16 protein-coding genes are annotated in these 14710 nt (G+C 72.6%); 1 reads left to right on the forward strand and 15 read right to left on the reverse strand.

Going from position 1 to position 14710, the window contains the following annotated elements; genetic code table 11:
- The first annotated feature begins 132 nt into the window (after window positions 1-132).
- Complete coding sequence (locus AB4091_RS13380; protein ID WP_442292232.1) at window positions 133-1002, forward strand: hypothetical protein; 870 nt, start codon at window positions 133-135, stop codon at window positions 1000-1002.
- A gap of 16 nt (window positions 1003-1018) precedes the next feature.
- Here the strand turns inward: AB4091_RS13380 and AB4091_RS13385 are convergent, their stop codons facing one another.
- From AB4091_RS13385 to AB4091_RS13455, 15 genes are all read right to left on the reverse strand, one after another.
- Window positions 1019-2356, reverse strand: a complete 1338-nt coding sequence (locus AB4091_RS13385) for an MFS transporter (RefSeq protein WP_442292233.1) — start codon at window positions 2354-2356, stop codon at window positions 1019-1021.
- On the reverse strand, window positions 2353-2907 hold the full coding sequence (locus tag AB4091_RS13390) for an ArsR/SmtB family transcription factor (protein WP_442292234.1): 555 nt from the start codon (window positions 2905-2907) through the stop codon (window positions 2353-2355). Before AB4091_RS13390 ends, AB4091_RS13385 begins: the two co-directional genes overlap by 4 nt.
- 61 nt (window positions 2908-2968) lie before the next feature.
- Window positions 2969-3511: a dihydrofolate reductase family protein gene (locus AB4091_RS13395; RefSeq protein WP_442292235.1), complete on the reverse strand. Its 543-nt coding sequence runs from the start codon at window positions 3509-3511 to the stop codon at window positions 2969-2971.
- 1 nt (window position 3512) lies between these two features.
- Entirely contained in the window at window positions 3513-4820 is a 1308-nt protein-coding gene (locus AB4091_RS13400; RefSeq protein ID WP_442292236.1) for a saccharopine dehydrogenase family protein, read from the reverse strand.
- Window positions 4821-4900: 80 nt separating this feature from the next.
- Window positions 4901-6934 (reverse strand): primosomal protein N', encoded by a 2034-nt coding sequence (locus AB4091_RS13405; RefSeq protein ID WP_442292237.1) that lies wholly within the window; start codon window positions 6932-6934, stop codon window positions 4901-4903.
- 16 nt (window positions 6935-6950) lie between these two features.
- Window positions 6951-8174 (reverse strand): methionine adenosyltransferase, encoded by a 1224-nt coding sequence (gene metK, locus AB4091_RS13410; protein ID WP_442292238.1) that lies wholly within the window; start codon window positions 8172-8174, stop codon window positions 6951-6953.
- 80 nt (window positions 8175-8254) lie between these two features.
- The gene (gene coaBC / locus AB4091_RS13415) at window positions 8255-9514 is read right to left on the reverse strand and encodes a bifunctional phosphopantothenoylcysteine decarboxylase/phosphopantothenate--cysteine ligase CoaBC (RefSeq protein ID WP_442292239.1); all 1260 of its coding nucleotides are present in this window, start codon (window positions 9512-9514) and stop codon (window positions 8255-8257) included.
- 28 nt (window positions 9515-9542) lie between these two features.
- Complete coding sequence (rpoZ, locus tag AB4091_RS13420; RefSeq protein ID WP_045192274.1) at window positions 9543-9806, reverse strand: DNA-directed RNA polymerase subunit omega; 264 nt, start codon at window positions 9804-9806, stop codon at window positions 9543-9545.
- A gap of 99 nt (window positions 9807-9905) precedes the next feature.
- Entirely contained in the window at window positions 9906-10562 is a 657-nt protein-coding gene (gmk, locus tag AB4091_RS13425; protein WP_442292240.1) for a guanylate kinase, read from the reverse strand.
- Window positions 10562-10879 (reverse strand): integration host factor, actinobacterial type, encoded by a 318-nt coding sequence (mihF, locus tag AB4091_RS13430; protein WP_442292241.1) that lies wholly within the window; start codon window positions 10877-10879, stop codon window positions 10562-10564. The genes gmk and mihF overlap by 1 nt, the downstream gene beginning before the upstream one ends.
- Window positions 10880-11014: 135 nt before the next feature.
- Window positions 11015-11401, reverse strand: a complete 387-nt coding sequence (locus tag AB4091_RS13435) for a hypothetical protein (RefSeq protein ID WP_442292242.1) — start codon at window positions 11399-11401, stop codon at window positions 11015-11017.
- Window positions 11402-11450: 49 nt separating this feature from the next.
- Window positions 11451-11912 (reverse strand): hypothetical protein, encoded by a 462-nt coding sequence (locus AB4091_RS13440; protein ID WP_442292243.1) that lies wholly within the window; start codon window positions 11910-11912, stop codon window positions 11451-11453.
- 56 nt (window positions 11913-11968) lie between these two features.
- Window positions 11969-12811 carry an orotidine-5'-phosphate decarboxylase gene (gene pyrF / locus AB4091_RS13445; RefSeq protein WP_442292244.1) on the reverse strand — a complete coding sequence of 281 codons (843 nt, stop codon included), beginning with the start codon at window positions 12809-12811 and terminating at the stop codon, window positions 11969-11971.
- Window positions 12812-12857: 46 nt separating this feature from the next.
- A complete protein-coding gene (locus AB4091_RS13450; RefSeq protein WP_442292245.1) occupies window positions 12858-13808 on the reverse strand; it encodes a dihydroorotate dehydrogenase in 951 nt (316 codons plus the stop codon).
- Window positions 13808-14698, reverse strand: a complete 891-nt coding sequence (locus AB4091_RS13455; RefSeq protein ID WP_442292309.1) for a dihydroorotate dehydrogenase electron transfer subunit — start codon at window positions 14696-14698, stop codon at window positions 13808-13810. Before AB4091_RS13455 ends, AB4091_RS13450 begins: the two co-directional genes overlap by 1 nt.
- Window positions 14699-14710: the final 12 nt, after the last annotated feature.

Here is a 14710-nt window from a genome sequence, read left to right on the forward strand (position 1 = left end):
CGCTCGCTGGGACATACACGGTCGAATGGGGCACAACCCCTGCACAAAACACCCGAACGGGTGCACTCTGGGTGGCGCTGCACAGCGGTGCGTCCGCGGCGGCCTCCACCCCCCAGCCCACGGAGAACCCCCATGCTCGATCCCCGCACGAAACTGCCCCGCCTCTTCTTCCACGCTCCCCGCACCAGTCTGGTGCGCCGGGTCCTGCTCGCTCTGGTCGCGACCGCGCTGCTCGTCCCTCTCGGTGCGCCCTCGAGCGGGCAGGCGGTCTCTCGCACGACCAGACACTTCATCAGCAACCTGCACGGGGCCACCGCCCCCAAGGCGCTCGGCTACGACATCTTCGACACCGGCGCCTCCGGGGTCGCCACCCTCCCGGCCGGGGTGCAGGGCCTGGTGTGGCTCGGCCAGAAGTGCCCGACACCGGCCGACGCGGCGTTCCGAGCGACCGTCGACCGGCTCGCCACGAACACCAAGGTGTTCGGCTACTACCTCTCCGACGAGCCGCACGTCGCCGACTGCCCGCGCGCCGCGGCCGCCCTCGCCAGCAGGGCGGACTACATCCGGGCCAAGAGTCGTGGGGCCCAGAAGTCCTTCATCGTGCTGTCCCGCGTGGTCGACTACAGCGCCTTCCGGCCGGCCGCGACCCACGTCGACCTCGTCGGGATCGATCCCTACCCCTGCTCGGTGGCGTCGCCGGCCTGCCCGGTGACGAAGATCCGCGACAAGGTCACCGCCGCCCGCAAGGCGGGAATCCCGCTCGCCGCGATCGTCCCCGTTCACCAGGCGTTCGGACAGCAGAACATCGGTGGTGGTTACTACCGGCTGCCCACAGCCGCGCAGATGCGGGCGATGCTCGCCGAGTGGGACCGTCTCGTCCCGTCGCCGGTGATGGACTACGCGTACGGCTGGTCGCACCAGTCCTCCTCCAACCCCACGCTGGTCGACTCTCGCCCGCTCCAGACGGTGCTCGCCGCCCACAACGGGGTGGTCGTGCGATAGGTCCACGTCTTGACGGTCAGGCCTTCACGTCGAGGGCCTGACCGTCGGCGCCCGCCACGGGCGTGACGCCGGTGCCACCGGTCGCGCCCGGACCACCCGTCGTGCCTGGACCACTGGGCGCGTCGGCCTCCGCGACGTGGGCGAGGTCGCGGACCGACCTGGACAGGAGCGCCGCGAGGGAGATCGCCACGTAGACGACGGCGCTGACGATCATCAGCTTCTCGACGTCGACGGCCGTCGCCAGCCACCCGTAGAGGAACGTGCCGATCGGGATGGCGACGAACGACCCGAGCGCGTCGTAGCTCGAGACCCGCGACAGCACCGAGACCGGCACGTGCTCGTGCAGCGCGGTGCTCCAGCCCACTCCGAAGACCTCCGTCGCGGCACCGGCGAGGAAGAAGCCGACGGCGACGGGCACCAGCGCCGGGGCCACCCCCAGGAGCACCATCGGGACGGCGAGCACGCAGATCGCGATCATGCCGGCCCGGAGCGGGTGGCGCAGCCGCAGGCGCAGCATGACGATCGTCATGAGCACCGTGCCGACCGCCTCCGCGCTGAGGACGAGACCCCAACCGGCCTCGCCGATCGCCTCGGTGGACGTGGCGATGAGCGGCCCGAGCACCCCGATGACACCGACGTGGATGGCGTTGGTCAGGCCGAAGGCCAGCACGACGACCCAGAGCCACTCGCGACTGGTGAACTCGCCCCAGCCCTCGCGCAGCTCGCGGACCATGGAGTGCCGGCGGGCGCGCCCCTCCTCCGAACGCCGCGGGAGACCGACACGGGCCAGGCAGACGATGGCGACGGCATACGTGACGGCGTCAGCCGCGAGAGCCCAGCCCGGACCGACGCCGACGACGAGCAGGCCGGCGACCGCAGGTCCGATGATCGACAGCCCGCTCCGGCTAAACGAGAGCAGGGCGTTCGCCTGCTGTAGCCGCGAGCGGTCGACCACGAGCGGGACGACACCCATCATGGCCGGCATCGTGAACGCCGACACGGCGCCGTTGACGCCTTCGATGACCGTCAGCTGGGTCAGCGTCGCGTGCCCGCTGATGATGAGGGTCGCAGCGAGCGCCTGGGTGAGGCAGGTGAGCACGTGGGACACCTGGAGGACGACGATGCGCGAGAAGCGGTCGGCGACGACGCCGCCGACCAGCAGGAAAACGACGAGGGCGAGGGTGCGCACACCGAGCACCTGCGCGAGCGCGCCGGCCGACTGGTCGATGTGCAGCACCGCGAACGCGAGCGCGACCGGCACCATGACCGAGCCTGCCGTCGAGACGGTGCGGGCGGTGAAGTACCACGCGAACCGTCGGTCGCCCAGGACACCGACCGAGGCCTGCACCTTCATCGCGACCCCACTCGCCTCTTGGGCTCCGACTCCCCCGTGAGCCGGAAGGCGGCGATGGACAGGGCTGCCCTCACGGTCCCCTCGGTGCGCGGTGGCCGTGCCGAGGCGTGCAGCAGCGCGCTCGCCTCGTCGACGAGGGCGGTGACGCGCTCCCAGACGTCCGGCTCGACCCAGAGGTCGGCGTCGGTGAACCGGCTCGTCGTGCCCGGCTCACGTTCGGCGAAGCGACGCGGGATCATGTCGGCGAGCACCCGCACGTAGGCGAGTCGGTCGTCGTCGTGCCCGGCCTGTGGGCGGGCGACGGGGGCGTCCCACGGATGGCGGTACTTCTTGGCCCGTCCACCGCGCACCGTCTCCTCGCCGGCGATCTCGAGGAGGCCGGCCGACTCGAGCAGGCGCAGGTGGTAGCTCGCGTTGGCCTGCGTGACGTCGAGCTCTCGGGCGACCTCGGCCGCGCTCAGCTCTGCGCCCGTGAGCAGCGAGAGCATCTGCAGACGCAGCGGGTGGGCGGTGGCGCGGAGCTCGGTGATGCGCTCTTCCTCCAAAGACATGTTTGGGAGTATGCCGTCTCAGCGGACCGACCGTCAAGCATCTCTTTGGGGGTAGTCCCCGTCACGTCTGGGAGTACGCGAGGTGCACCACGCCGCTGTCGTACGCCTCCGACCCGGCGAGCGTCAGGCGTACGGGCTCGTCGTCGGTGAAGAGCCGCTCCCCCACCCCGAGCACCACGGGGAAGACGAAGAGGTGCAGGCCGTCGACGAGGCCGTCGCGCAGCATGGCCCGGACGAGCGTGCCGCTCCCACTGACGTAGAGCGACCCCTCGACCTCGTCGCGCAGCGAGCGGATCGCGTCGGCGTCGTAGCCGCCCATGACCCGCGAGTTGTTCCAGTCGGGGTCGCGCAGGGTCGTCGAGACGACGTTCTTGCGGGCACCGTTGAAGAAGGAGGCGCCCGGGTCGTCGGCATCGCTGCGTGCCGACCACGCCGGAGCGAACATCTCATACGTCCGACGCCCCAGCAGCAACTCCGACCCGGGTCCGGTCAGGCGGCCGATGGCCTCACCCATCCTGGGGTCGAAGGGGTACTCCGCCGTCCAGCCCGGGTTCTCGTAGACCCCGTCGAGCGAGATGAACTCGTGGACCTCGATGCGTCCCATCTCATGACCTCTCTCGGACGAGCCCACTCCCGCGCGGGTCGGTGCCGCTGCCGGAGTCGTCGCGTGCCACCTCGAAGGTGAAACCTTGGGCGCGCAACCGGTCGGTGAGGCCGTCACCGAGGGCGGTCGCCGGCGTGCCGACGCCCGTGCGACGTGGGATGCCGTCGTCGGTGGCCAGGGCCAGGGCGGTCTCGCCGAACATGATCGCCGTGCCGCCGTAGCCCGGGTCGTAGTCGGCACCGACCGTGGTGCGGTAGCGCGCGCCGGTCGTCGTCGTGGCGCGGATGTCCATCCGGAAGCGACCGGCCGCGCGCGCCTCGGGGCCCGGTCCCTCACCGGGCTTGGGCAGGAACCGGTCGAGGACGGCACGGGTCGGCGTGAACGACAGGCCCGCGACGACACCGCCCAGACCCACGGCCATGCCGCCGGCCATGAGCGGCGACATCGGGCCCGAGCCGAAGTCGGTCACCTCGCGGTAGCGCAGCTCCCGACCGTAGGCCCAGTCACTGAGCGTGTTCGACAGGCGGACGATGCGGGTGTTGAACGACGCCATGACGAAGGGACCGGTCCACCGGCCCGTGCCGGGGTCGCGGTCGATCGGAACCACGCGGCGCAGCCTGCCGAGCACCCCTGCCGGCGCCCGTCGGCCGGACGTCGGCTCCTCGGAGCGGCGCGGGCTCAAGGCGTACGCGTCAGCGAGCACCCGCCGCGCCGAGGCGTCGGACCGGGCCGTGATGGCCTGCTGTCGCATCGAGTCGACGGTTCCGCCCGAGAAGCCGCCCTTCATCGACCGGACGAGAAGCGTCGTCGCGGCGAGGGTGCCCTCGCCGTCGGCCGCCACCTGCTCCGCGGTCGTGAGCACGCCGAGGTCCGACGGGATCGAGTCGAAGCCGCACGCGTGCACGATGGCCGCCCCGGTCTCACGTGCCCGGGCGTCCACCTCGTCGAGCGACCACCGCACGAAGAGCACCTCGCCCGTGAGGTCGGCGTAGTGGGTGCCCTGCTCGGCGCAGGCGCGGACGACCTCGGTGCCGTAGGTGAGGTAGGGGCCCACGGTGCTGGCGAGCACACGGGTACGCGCCGCGAGGGCACGCAGCCCCGGCGCGTCGGTGGCGTCGACCGCCACGACGTCCCACGACGCGGCGCGTTCACCGAGCTCACCGCGCAGGGCCTCGAGCCTCGGCCGCGACCGACCGGCGAGGGCCACCCGGATCTCGGGACCGGCTCGGCGGGCCAGGTGCTCCGCGGTGAGCGCGCCGACGAAGCCGGTGGCGCCGTACAGGACGATGTCGAGCTCGCGTGCTGCCATGCGGTCACTCTCCCACGCCCGGTTCGCGTCGAGTGCTCACGTCCCGACGTGAGGAAGTGAGCACCCGACCGCTTTGCGGGTCAGAAGGTGTCGAGCGGGTCGACGCGCACGGAGACGACGTCGGCCTCCTTGCGGGCCGAACGGAACGCCTTGAGCGCGAGCATCGCCCGGGTGAGGGCCGCCGTCTCGGCCGCGGGCACCCGCACGAGCACGTGGTGGTCGGCCGGAGCGCGGTCGGCCTCTCCGTCACCCGATCCGCGGCGGGCCCCGGCGCCCACGAGAGGCACCGGCCCGAGGACCTGGGCGCTGCTCGGCAGGTCGGCCTGGTCGAGGGCCTCCTCGAGGGCCCGACGCCCACCGGTCAGCTGCGCGACGCGGGCGGCCGGTGGCAGACCGAGCTCGCGGCGCTCGGCGAGCTCGCGGGAGGCCAGCCAGGCGGGGTCCCAGCGCACGAGAGCCTCGACGGCGGGGAGGGCGACCGCCTCGGGCGCCCCGCACAGCACCACGGCCCGGCCTTCGCGGGCCAGCGCCGCGGCCGCCATCCAGCGACGCAGCGCCTCGAGTGGCGCGTCGAGCACCGGCAGGTCCAGGCTCGCCCAGGCATCGAGGAGCAGGACAGCTGTGTAGCCGCCCTCGGCCACGGGCTCGGCCCCCGGAGTCGCGATGACGAGCGCCGACTCGCGAGTGACCGCCGAGAGGACCTCGCCTGACCCCGAGGTGTGCACCGGGAAGCCGGGGAACGCACGACCGATCTCCTCGGCCGTGCGCCGGGCACCCGTGATCGACGACCGCAGGCGACGCGAGCCGCAGTGCCCGCAGGAGAAGCCCTGGGCCGGGACGGCGAGCCCGCACCAGCGACACGCGGGGGCCGCCCTCGCTGCCCCGACCGCCACCGGACCCTGGCACCGGGTGCAGCGCACCGGCGTACGGCACTCGGCGCAGCTCAGCGACGGCTGGTAGCCGCGGCGCGGCACCTGGACGAGGACGGGTCCGTCGACGAGGGCGTCCTTCGCCACCCGCCACGCACGCGACGGGATGTGGGCCCGGGCCGACGGGCCGTCGCGTTCCTCGTCGGCGCCCTCACCGGCGATCGTCACCCGCGGCGCGGCCGACCGCAGCGTCGCCGCATCGGCCTCGACAGGCACCAGGGCGCCGTCCTCGACGTCGACCTGGACACGCAGGCTCCGTCCGAAGCCGGCGGTCAGCAGCGCCGCGCCGGTGGCCCGGGCCCGCAGCGCGAGCACGACACCGACGTGGTGGTACGGCGCGCGCGGCTCGGCGAGCAGGTCGTCGCCGTCGTCCCAGCAGGCGACGAGGCCGAGGTCGTGCACCGGCGCGAACGCCGCGGCCCGGGTGCCGATGACGACCTTGACGTGGCCGCGGAGCACCTTGAGCCACGCGGTGTAGCGCGCCTGCGGCCCCTGGTCGGCCGTGAGCCGGACATGGCAGCCCTTGCCGAGCAGCGACGTGAGCGCGGCGTCGAGCCGGTCGACGTCGCGGTGGTCAGGGACGACGAGCAGGGCACCTCGCCCGCTCGAGAGCGCCGTGGCGGCGGCGACCGCGAGCGCGGCCGGCCAGTCGGCATCGCCGGACCGTCCGGGCAGGGCGCTCCAGGCGGCGGCGGGGCCCTCACCGGCCGCGAGACGACGCAGCCAGGCCGGGCCTGCGGGATAGCCGGACCACGCGCCGGGGTCGGGCGCGGGAATCGGCTCCTGCGCCGGACACTCGAGCGCGAGCGCCTTCTCGGCCGTGGCGTGGCGCTTCGGGACGGCCAGGCGCAGCACGTCGCTCAGCGTGCCGGCATACCGGTCGGCGACCGCGCGCGAGAGCGCCAGCACCTCGGGGGTCAGCACCGGCTCGGGGCTGACGACACGGCGCAGCGGCGTGAGGCGCCCGTCGTGCTGCGGCGCGTCACGGCGCTCGACGACGAAACCGTCGAGCTCGCGACCGGAGAAGCGCACGCGTACCCGCGCACCCGGCACGGCCTCGGCATCGAGCTCGGCGGGCACGGAGTACTCGAAGACGCGGTCGAGGTGGGCGAGCGGGGTCTCCACCACGACCGCAGCGACCGGCCCCGGGGCCGATCGCTGCGTCGTCTCGTCGTCGTCCCCCACGGGGGCGACCCTAGCCTCAGCCGGCGACGGCGGCCCGCAGGGCCTCGACGCGGTCGGTGCGCTCCCACGTGAAGGGGTTCTCGACGCCGTCGGCCTTGGTGCGGCCGAAGTGGCCGTAGGCGGCCGTCGGCCTGTAGATCGGGCGCAGCAGGTCGAGCGCGTCGACGATGGCGGCCGGGCGCAGGTCGAAGACCGACGTGATCGCGGCCTGGATCGAGTCGACCGGCACGGTCTCGGTGCCGAACGTCTCGACGTAGAGGCCGACGGGCTGCGCCTTGCCGATGGCGTACGCGACCTGCACCTCGCACCGGCGGGCGAGGCCCGCGGCCACGATGTTCTTCGCGACCCAGCGCATGGCATACGCGCCCGAACGGTCGACCTTGCTGGGGTCCTTGCCCGAGAAGGCGCCACCACCGTGGCGGGCCATGCCGCCGTAGGTGTCGACGATGATCTTGCGGCCCGTGAGGCCGGCGTCGCCCATCGGGCCACCGATCTCGAAACGGCCGGTGGGGTTGATCAGCGCGCGGTAGGCGCTGACGTCGAGGTCGGTGCCGCTCTCGCGCAGCTCGGCCAGCACGGGGTCGATGACGTGCGCCTTGATGTCGGGCTCGAGCATGCCGTCGAGCGACACGTCGGGCGCGTGCTGCGTGGACAGCACGACCGTGTCGAGCTTGACGGCGCGGTCGCCCTCGTAGGCGATCGTCACCTGGGTCTTGCCGTCGGGACGCAGGTAGGCGAGCTCCTCGCTCTTGCGCACCTGCGTCAGGCGCTCCGACAGGCGGTGCGCGAGGTGGATCGGCAGCGGCATGAGCTCGGCGGTGTCGTCGCACGCGTAGCCGAACATGAGGCCCTGGTCGCCGGCACCCTGCTTGTCGAGCTGGTCCTCGTCGGCCCCGGTGCGGTGCTCGTGGGCCGTGTCGACGCCCTGCGCGATGTCGGGCGACTGCGCGCCGATGGAGATCGAGACCCCGCACGTACGCCCGTCGAAGCCCTTCTGCGAGCCGTCGTAGCCCACGTCGAGGATCGTCTGGCGCACCAGCTTGGGGATCTCGACGTAGCCCGTCGTCGACACCTCGCCCGCGACGTGCACCAGGCCGGTCGTCACGAGCGTCTCCACGGCGACGCGCGCGTGGCTGTCCTCCGTCAGCAGGGCATCGAGGATCGAGTCGCTGATCTGGTCACAGATCTTGTCGGGGTGACCCTCGGTGACGGACTCGGACGTGAACAGACGTGCGGACACTTGCTCTCCCTGGCTCGGGTGCGTGGGTGGTTGGCGTCGTGCGCTGCTGGCGCAGCCGCATTGGGGTGAGAGTCTAGTGCTCAGCCCAGCGACGTGGAGATGGCGTCCCAGAGGGCTTCGGCGACGGCGTCCTTGGTGGCCGGGCCAACCGTCGTGACCTCGTCACTGCCACGGCGCAGCAGGTGGACGGTGGTGTCGTCCTTGCCGAAGGTCAGGTCGGGTCCGACCTCGTTGACGACCTGCAGGTCGCTGCCCTTGCGCGCGAACTTGGCACGCGCGTGGTCCATGACGGAGCCGTCGGCGTCGCCCGTCTCGGCCGCGAAGGAGACGATGAACGGCCGCTGCCTGCCGCTCTCCGCGCGGGCGGCGACGAGCCCCCTGACGATGTCGGGGTTCTCGACGAGCTCGACACGCAGGCCGGCAGCAGGGTCGGAGGACTTCTTGATCTTGCTGCCGCTGACGGTGGCGGGCCGGAAGTCGGCCGGCGCGGCCGCCATGACCACGACGTCGGCGCTGTCGGCCGCTGCCTCGACCGCGCGCTGCAGCTCGAGCGTGGTCTCGACCGGCACCACGTCGATGCCGTCGGGCACCGCGAGCGAGACGTTGGCGGCCACGAGCGTCACCTTGGCGCCGCGGTCTGCGGCGGCGCGCGCGATGGCGATGCCCTGCTTGCCGGACGAGCGGTTGCCGAGGTAACGGACGGGGTCGAGCGGCTCGCGGGTGCCGCCCGCGGAGACGACGACGCGAAGGCCGTCGAGGTCACGGGCGGGCTCGGCCCCAGCCTCGGCCGCAGCGTCGGCGGGCGCAGTCCCCAGGCCCTCGACGATGGCGAGGCAGGCGGCATACAGCTGCTCGGGCTCGGGCAGGCGGCCCGAGCCGGTGTCCTTGCCGGTCAGCCGGCCCACAGCCGGGTCGATGACGTGGGCGCCACGGGCCCGGAGGGTGGCGACGTTGGCCTGGGTGGCGGGGTGCTCCCACATCTCGGTGTGCATGGCCGGCGCGAAGGCGACGGGACACCGGGCGGTGAGCAGGGTGTTCGTGAGCAGGTCGTCGGCCAGGCCGTGCGCGGCCTTCGCCAGCAGGTCGGCCGTCGCGGGGGCCACGACGACGAGGTCGGCGGTCTGGCCGATGCGCACGTGCGGGACCTCGTGCACCGAGGTCCAGACCTCCGTGCTGACGGGCTTGCCCGACAGGGCGGACCACGTCGGCGCCCCGACGAACCGGAGCGCCGCCTCGGTGGGCACCACGGTGACGTCGTGGCCGTTCTCGGTGAACAGGCGCAGCAGGGAGGCCGCCTTGTAGGCAGCGATCCCGCCGCTCACACCGAGGACGACACGCATCTGCGGCACCGGATGGCCCGGAGGGCGCTCAGGCCTCGGTGGGCGTCGAGGTCAGGAGGCCTTCGTTGATCTCGCGCAGGGCGATCGACATCGGCTTCTCGTGGACCTCGGTCTCGACGAGCGGGCCGACGTAGTCGAGCAGGCCCTCCTGCAGCTGCGAGTAGTACGCGTTGATCTGGCGGGCACGCTTCGCGGAGTAGATCACGAGGGCGTACTTCGAGTCGGCGGCGGTCAGGAGGTCGTCGATCGGCGGGTTGGTGATGCCGATGGGAGCAGCCTGGGTACCGGACACAGTGATCTCGTTTCGTTGGTTTCAGCGGTCTCTGGTGCGTGCTGGACGCCGGTCGGGGCACGGTGGCACCCCGTCACACGGCACACATCACGTCGGGACTCACCTCTCGGCGCGTCCCGATCTCATCAATGATACGAGTTCTTCGCTGGCACGACGAACATCGTCGTTCACGACGACCTCGTCGAACTCGCTCTGGGCGGCCATCTCGGCCGTCGCGGTCGTGAGCCGCCGCTCCCGCTCGGCCTCGTCCTCGGTGCCTCGGCCGACGAGCCGGCGCACGAGCTCGTCCCAGCTGGGCGGTGCGAGGAAGACGAAGAGCGCGTCGGGCCAGGTCTCGCGCACCTGTCGTGCGCCCTGCAGGTCGATCTCGAGGAGGGCGTCGCGGCCCTCCCGGATGACGCGCTCGACGGGTCCGCGCGGCGTGCCGTACTTGGCGGCCCCGTGCACGACGGCGTGCTCGAGGAACTGACCCGCCTCGACGAGTCGGTCGAACTCGTGGTCGTCGACGAAGTGGTAGTGCACGCCGTCGACCTCACCGGGGCGCGGGCGGCGGGTCGTCATGGACACCGAGAAGGCGACACCCGGGAAGTGGGTGCGCACGTACTCGGCGATGGTGCCCTTGCCGACGGCGGTCGGACCGGCCAGCACCGTGAGACGCCCGAGCGGGCGCTCGGGCTGCCCCGGCCTCTCGGTCTGCTCCGGCCGCTCGGCCGCGTCGTGGCGTGTGGTCCCCGGGGGCGTCGGCTCAGTCGACATCACGGCTTCTCGAAGCGGCGCAGCAGCGCAGCGACCTGGTTGGCGCCGAGGCCACGCACCCGGCGGGACTCGGCGATGCCCACCTCGGCCATGATCGCCCTCGCGCGCACCCGCCCGACGCCGGGCATGGACCCGAGCAGCTCGGTGACCTTCATCTTGCCGATGACCGCGTCGGCCTTGCCGTCCTCGAGCACCTCGGCGAGCGAGCCGCTGGAGTACTTGAGCCGGTTCTTGACCGCGGCCCGCTCCCGTCGTGCGGCGGCAGCCTTCTCGAGTGCTGCGGCCCGTTGCTCGGGGGTGAGCGGTGGTAGCGCCACGGTCTTCGGTCTCCTCGCTGCCTGCGGGGATGCCCTTGCGCCCCCGCCGTTCCTCACGTCTCGCGTGTTGTCTCCGCCCGAACCTAGCGATCTGCCGGTGCGGGCCGCAACGCGGGGGCGGGGCGACCCGCCGGGCTAGCTCCCGAGATCGACGCCGCACGTCTCGCGGGCGTGCGTCTCGATGCGTTTGGCGGAGCTCTCGAACCCCTCCAGCTGCTGGGTCAGCGCACCGAGGTCGGGGTTGGCGACGGTGAACTTCGCGAACAGGGTGTGCAGTGCCTGCCAGTCCTGGCGCACCTCGTCGGGCGCCTCCTGCTCGATGCTCGTCACGGTGCGCAGGAACCTCGTGGCGGCCGCGGGGTCGGCGAGCGAGGTGCCGGCGTCCTTCCACTCCACCTGGGCCGAGGCCAGCGCGTCGCAGTAGCGCCCGGTCGACGACGGCGAGCACGCCGCGAGCCCGGTCGACGCCACCAGCAGGGCAGCCACGAGCGGCCGTGCGGATCTGCTGCCGGTCGTTCGCATGGGCACCCCTGGGTTGTCTGGGCCTGACGAAGCGTGTCAGGGCCGCCGATCAGGACAGATCGATGTTGCAGGTCGACCTGGCGTGCGTCGCGATCTTCGTGCTCGCGGCCTGCATCTTCGCCATCGCTCCTGCTATCGCGCTCGTGTTGCCGGCGGCCGCCGTCTTCACGAACTCGACGAAGTCGCCCCAGGACGACTTCACCTCGGCGGGCGCTGCAGCCTGGAGCTTCTCGAGGACGCCGAGTCCCTGCTCGAGGGCCGCCTTGTCGGTGATCTTGGCCGACATGGACTCGAGCTCCTTCTGACCTCTCTTGAGGGCGTCGCAGTAGGACGCTGCCTCCGCCGGTGCTGCCGAGGCCGACGTGGCCGGTGGTGCCGACGTCGTGCTGGACGACGAACCACCGGTGGTGGCCGGCGGGGCGGTGCCGGAGCCGCAGGCGCCGACGAGCGCGGCCACCGCCGCCACGGCCGAGATGGCGACGGTTCGGCGAAGGGACGTCCTGGGGGTCATGCCCGTTTCCATACCCGAGCAGAGCGAGGCGGAGTCGTGGGGCGAGCCGACGTGGGTCACTCCCGCAACGTGTCGGCCACCCGGTTGGTCTGCGCCACGAGGTGACGTGGCTCCGGGCCGGCGCCGAGGATCTCCCGGCTCGAGGCCGCGAGCACCTGCCCGCGGGCAGCGCCGAAGGTCGAGCCGAGTGAGGCGACGGTGCCGCCCTGGGCACCGAAACCCGGGGCCAGCACGGGTGTGGCGGCACCGACGAGGTCGAGACCGAGGTCCTGCACCGCGGTGCCGACAGTGGCCCCGATGACGAGGCCGACGCTCCCGAGCTCGCCCCGGGCGCGGGCAGTGGCGTTGTCACCGGCGGCTCCACGCACGATCGATGCCGCGACGGACTCCCCGTCGCGCACGGCGTGCTGCACGCTCGCCCCCTCCGGGTTCGAGGTGAGCGCGAGCACGAAGAGGCCGCGGCCGGTCTCGGCGGCGAGGTCGAACGCGGGGCGCAGGGACTCGTAGCCGAGGTAGGGGCTGACCGTCAGGGCGTCGGGGGGCGCGACGGCGTGGGCGCCCAGGAAGGCCTCCGCGTATGCCGTCATCGTCGACCCGATGTCGCCGCGCTTCGCGTCGAGGATCGTGAGCGTGTCGGCCTCGCGCAGCTCGGTGAGCACGCGCTCGAGCACGGCCACCCCCCGGCTCCCGAACACCTCGAAGAACGCGGACTGGGGCTTGACCGCCGCGACACGGCCGGCAAAGGCCTCGACGCAGGTCAGGGAGAACCGCTCGAGCCCCGGCACGTCGTAGGTCAGCCCCCACGACTCCACGAGCCCGCGGTGCGGGTCGATGCCCGCACAGAGGGGCCCGTGGGCTCGCATGGCGTCGTGCAGGCGCGCTCCGAAGGGCTGCGTCATGGGTCGGTCTCCGCTCGGCGGTGGTGGAGGTGCAGGTGGGCAGCCGTCAGCGGTCGTGGGCGACGGCGACGGCGTCGGTGAACCGGTCGAAGCCCTTGGCCTCGAGCAGCTCGCACAGCTCGCGCAGCACCCGGACCGGCGCGGACGGGTCGTTGAAGACAACGGTGCCGACCTGGATCGCGCTCGCGCCGGCGGCCACGAGCTCGAGGGCGTCGCGGCCGGTGCGCACTCCCCCGACGCCGATGATCGGCACGGTGGGGATGCGGCCCTCGAACATCGCCTGGCGCACCTGCCAGATCGCGCGGACGGCGACCGGCCTGATGCCGGGTCCCGACAGGCCGCCGGTGACGCCACCGAGCTGAGGACGCATGCGGTCGGTGTCGATCACCATGCCCAGCAGGGTGTTGATCATCGTCAGGCCGTCGGCACCGGCCTTGACGCAGGCCGCGGCGATGGACGTGATGTCGGTGACGTCGGGGCTGAGCTTGGCGAAGACCGGGATGTCTCGCGGGAGCTGCTCGCGCACCAGGGCGATGACCTTGGCCGAGGCCATCGGGTCGCAGGCGAAGACGAGGCCGCGGTTGGCGACGTTGGGGCACGAGATGTTGACCTCGACGCCGACGACGGCGTCGAAGGCCCGACTCGCCCGCAGGGTCGCCGCCACGTGGGCGTACTCGGTGCTCGAGCTGCCCGCGATGGACGGCAGCACCCGGGCGCCGACGGACTGCAGCCAGGGCAGGTCCTCGTCGACGAAGGCCTCGATGCCAGGGCCCTGCAGGCCGATGGAGTTGAGCATGCCCGACGGGGTCTCGGCCATGCGCGGGGTGCCGCGCCCCGAGCGCGGGTCGGCCATCACCGACTTCGTGACGAACGCACCGAGGTCCGAGACGTCGAAGAACCGGTGCAGCTCCTTGCCGTTCGCAGCGCAGCCCGACGCGGTCATGACGGGGTTCGGAAGGCGGTGGCCGCCGCCGAGGTCCACGGAGAGGTCGACCATCAGTGGGCACTCACCTTCGGGGCGCCGACGGCATCGTCGGGGACTCGTGCGTGGCCGCCGTCGAAGGCGTCCCACCTGACGCGGTCACCCCGGAAGACCGGGCCCTCGACGCACGAGCGCACCATGCGCGTACGCCCGTCGGCGCCCACCACCGGCATGACGCACGTCATGCAGACACCGATGCCGCAGGCCATCGACTCCTCGACGGCCACCTGGGCCACGGCGTCGTGGGCCTCGGCGACCCGCGTGATCGACTCGAGCATCCCCATGGGGCCGCAGCCGTAGACGACGCCGGCCTTGGTGCGTTCGATGATCTCGGGCAGCACGTCGCTGACCCAGCCCTGCTGGCCGGCCGACCCGTCGTCGGTCGTCACGGTGACGCCGTCACAGCTGCGGCGGGCCTCGACCACACCGAAGAGGCGGTCCTCGCTCGCAGCGCCCAGCACCATCTCGACGTGGCAGCCGCGCTCGCGCAGCTCGCCGGCGAGCCAGAAGAGCGGGGCGCTGCCGTAGCCGCCTCCCACGAGCACGCAGGCGACCGGCGCGGTGGGCAGCGGGAACGGCTTGCCGAGGGGCCCGACCACGTCGATCGTGTCGTGCGGGGCCCGCTCGACGATCCACCTGGTGCCTGCGCCGACGGCGGAGACGACGATCTCGACGGTGCCCCCGTAGGTGCCGCTCGGGCTCACCTTGTGGATCGAGAACGAGCGGCGCAGCAGGGTGCCGGAGGACTCACCGCCGACGGCGAGCGCGACGAACTGTCCGGGACGGCCCAGCTCGGCGACGCCCGGGGCGACGAGCGTGATGTGCTGGTAGGCGCCCACCCGACGGGTCGCGATGACCTCCGCGACCTCTTGGGTCACGCGGGCGCGCAGCGTGCGGTCCGTCACGGGCTTGGTCAC

Origin of the sequence: Terrabacter sp. 2RAF25, from assembly GCF_052115265.1 — a bacterium.
Classification (GTDB): Bacteria; Actinomycetota; Actinomycetes; order Actinomycetales; family Dermatophilaceae; genus Terrabacter.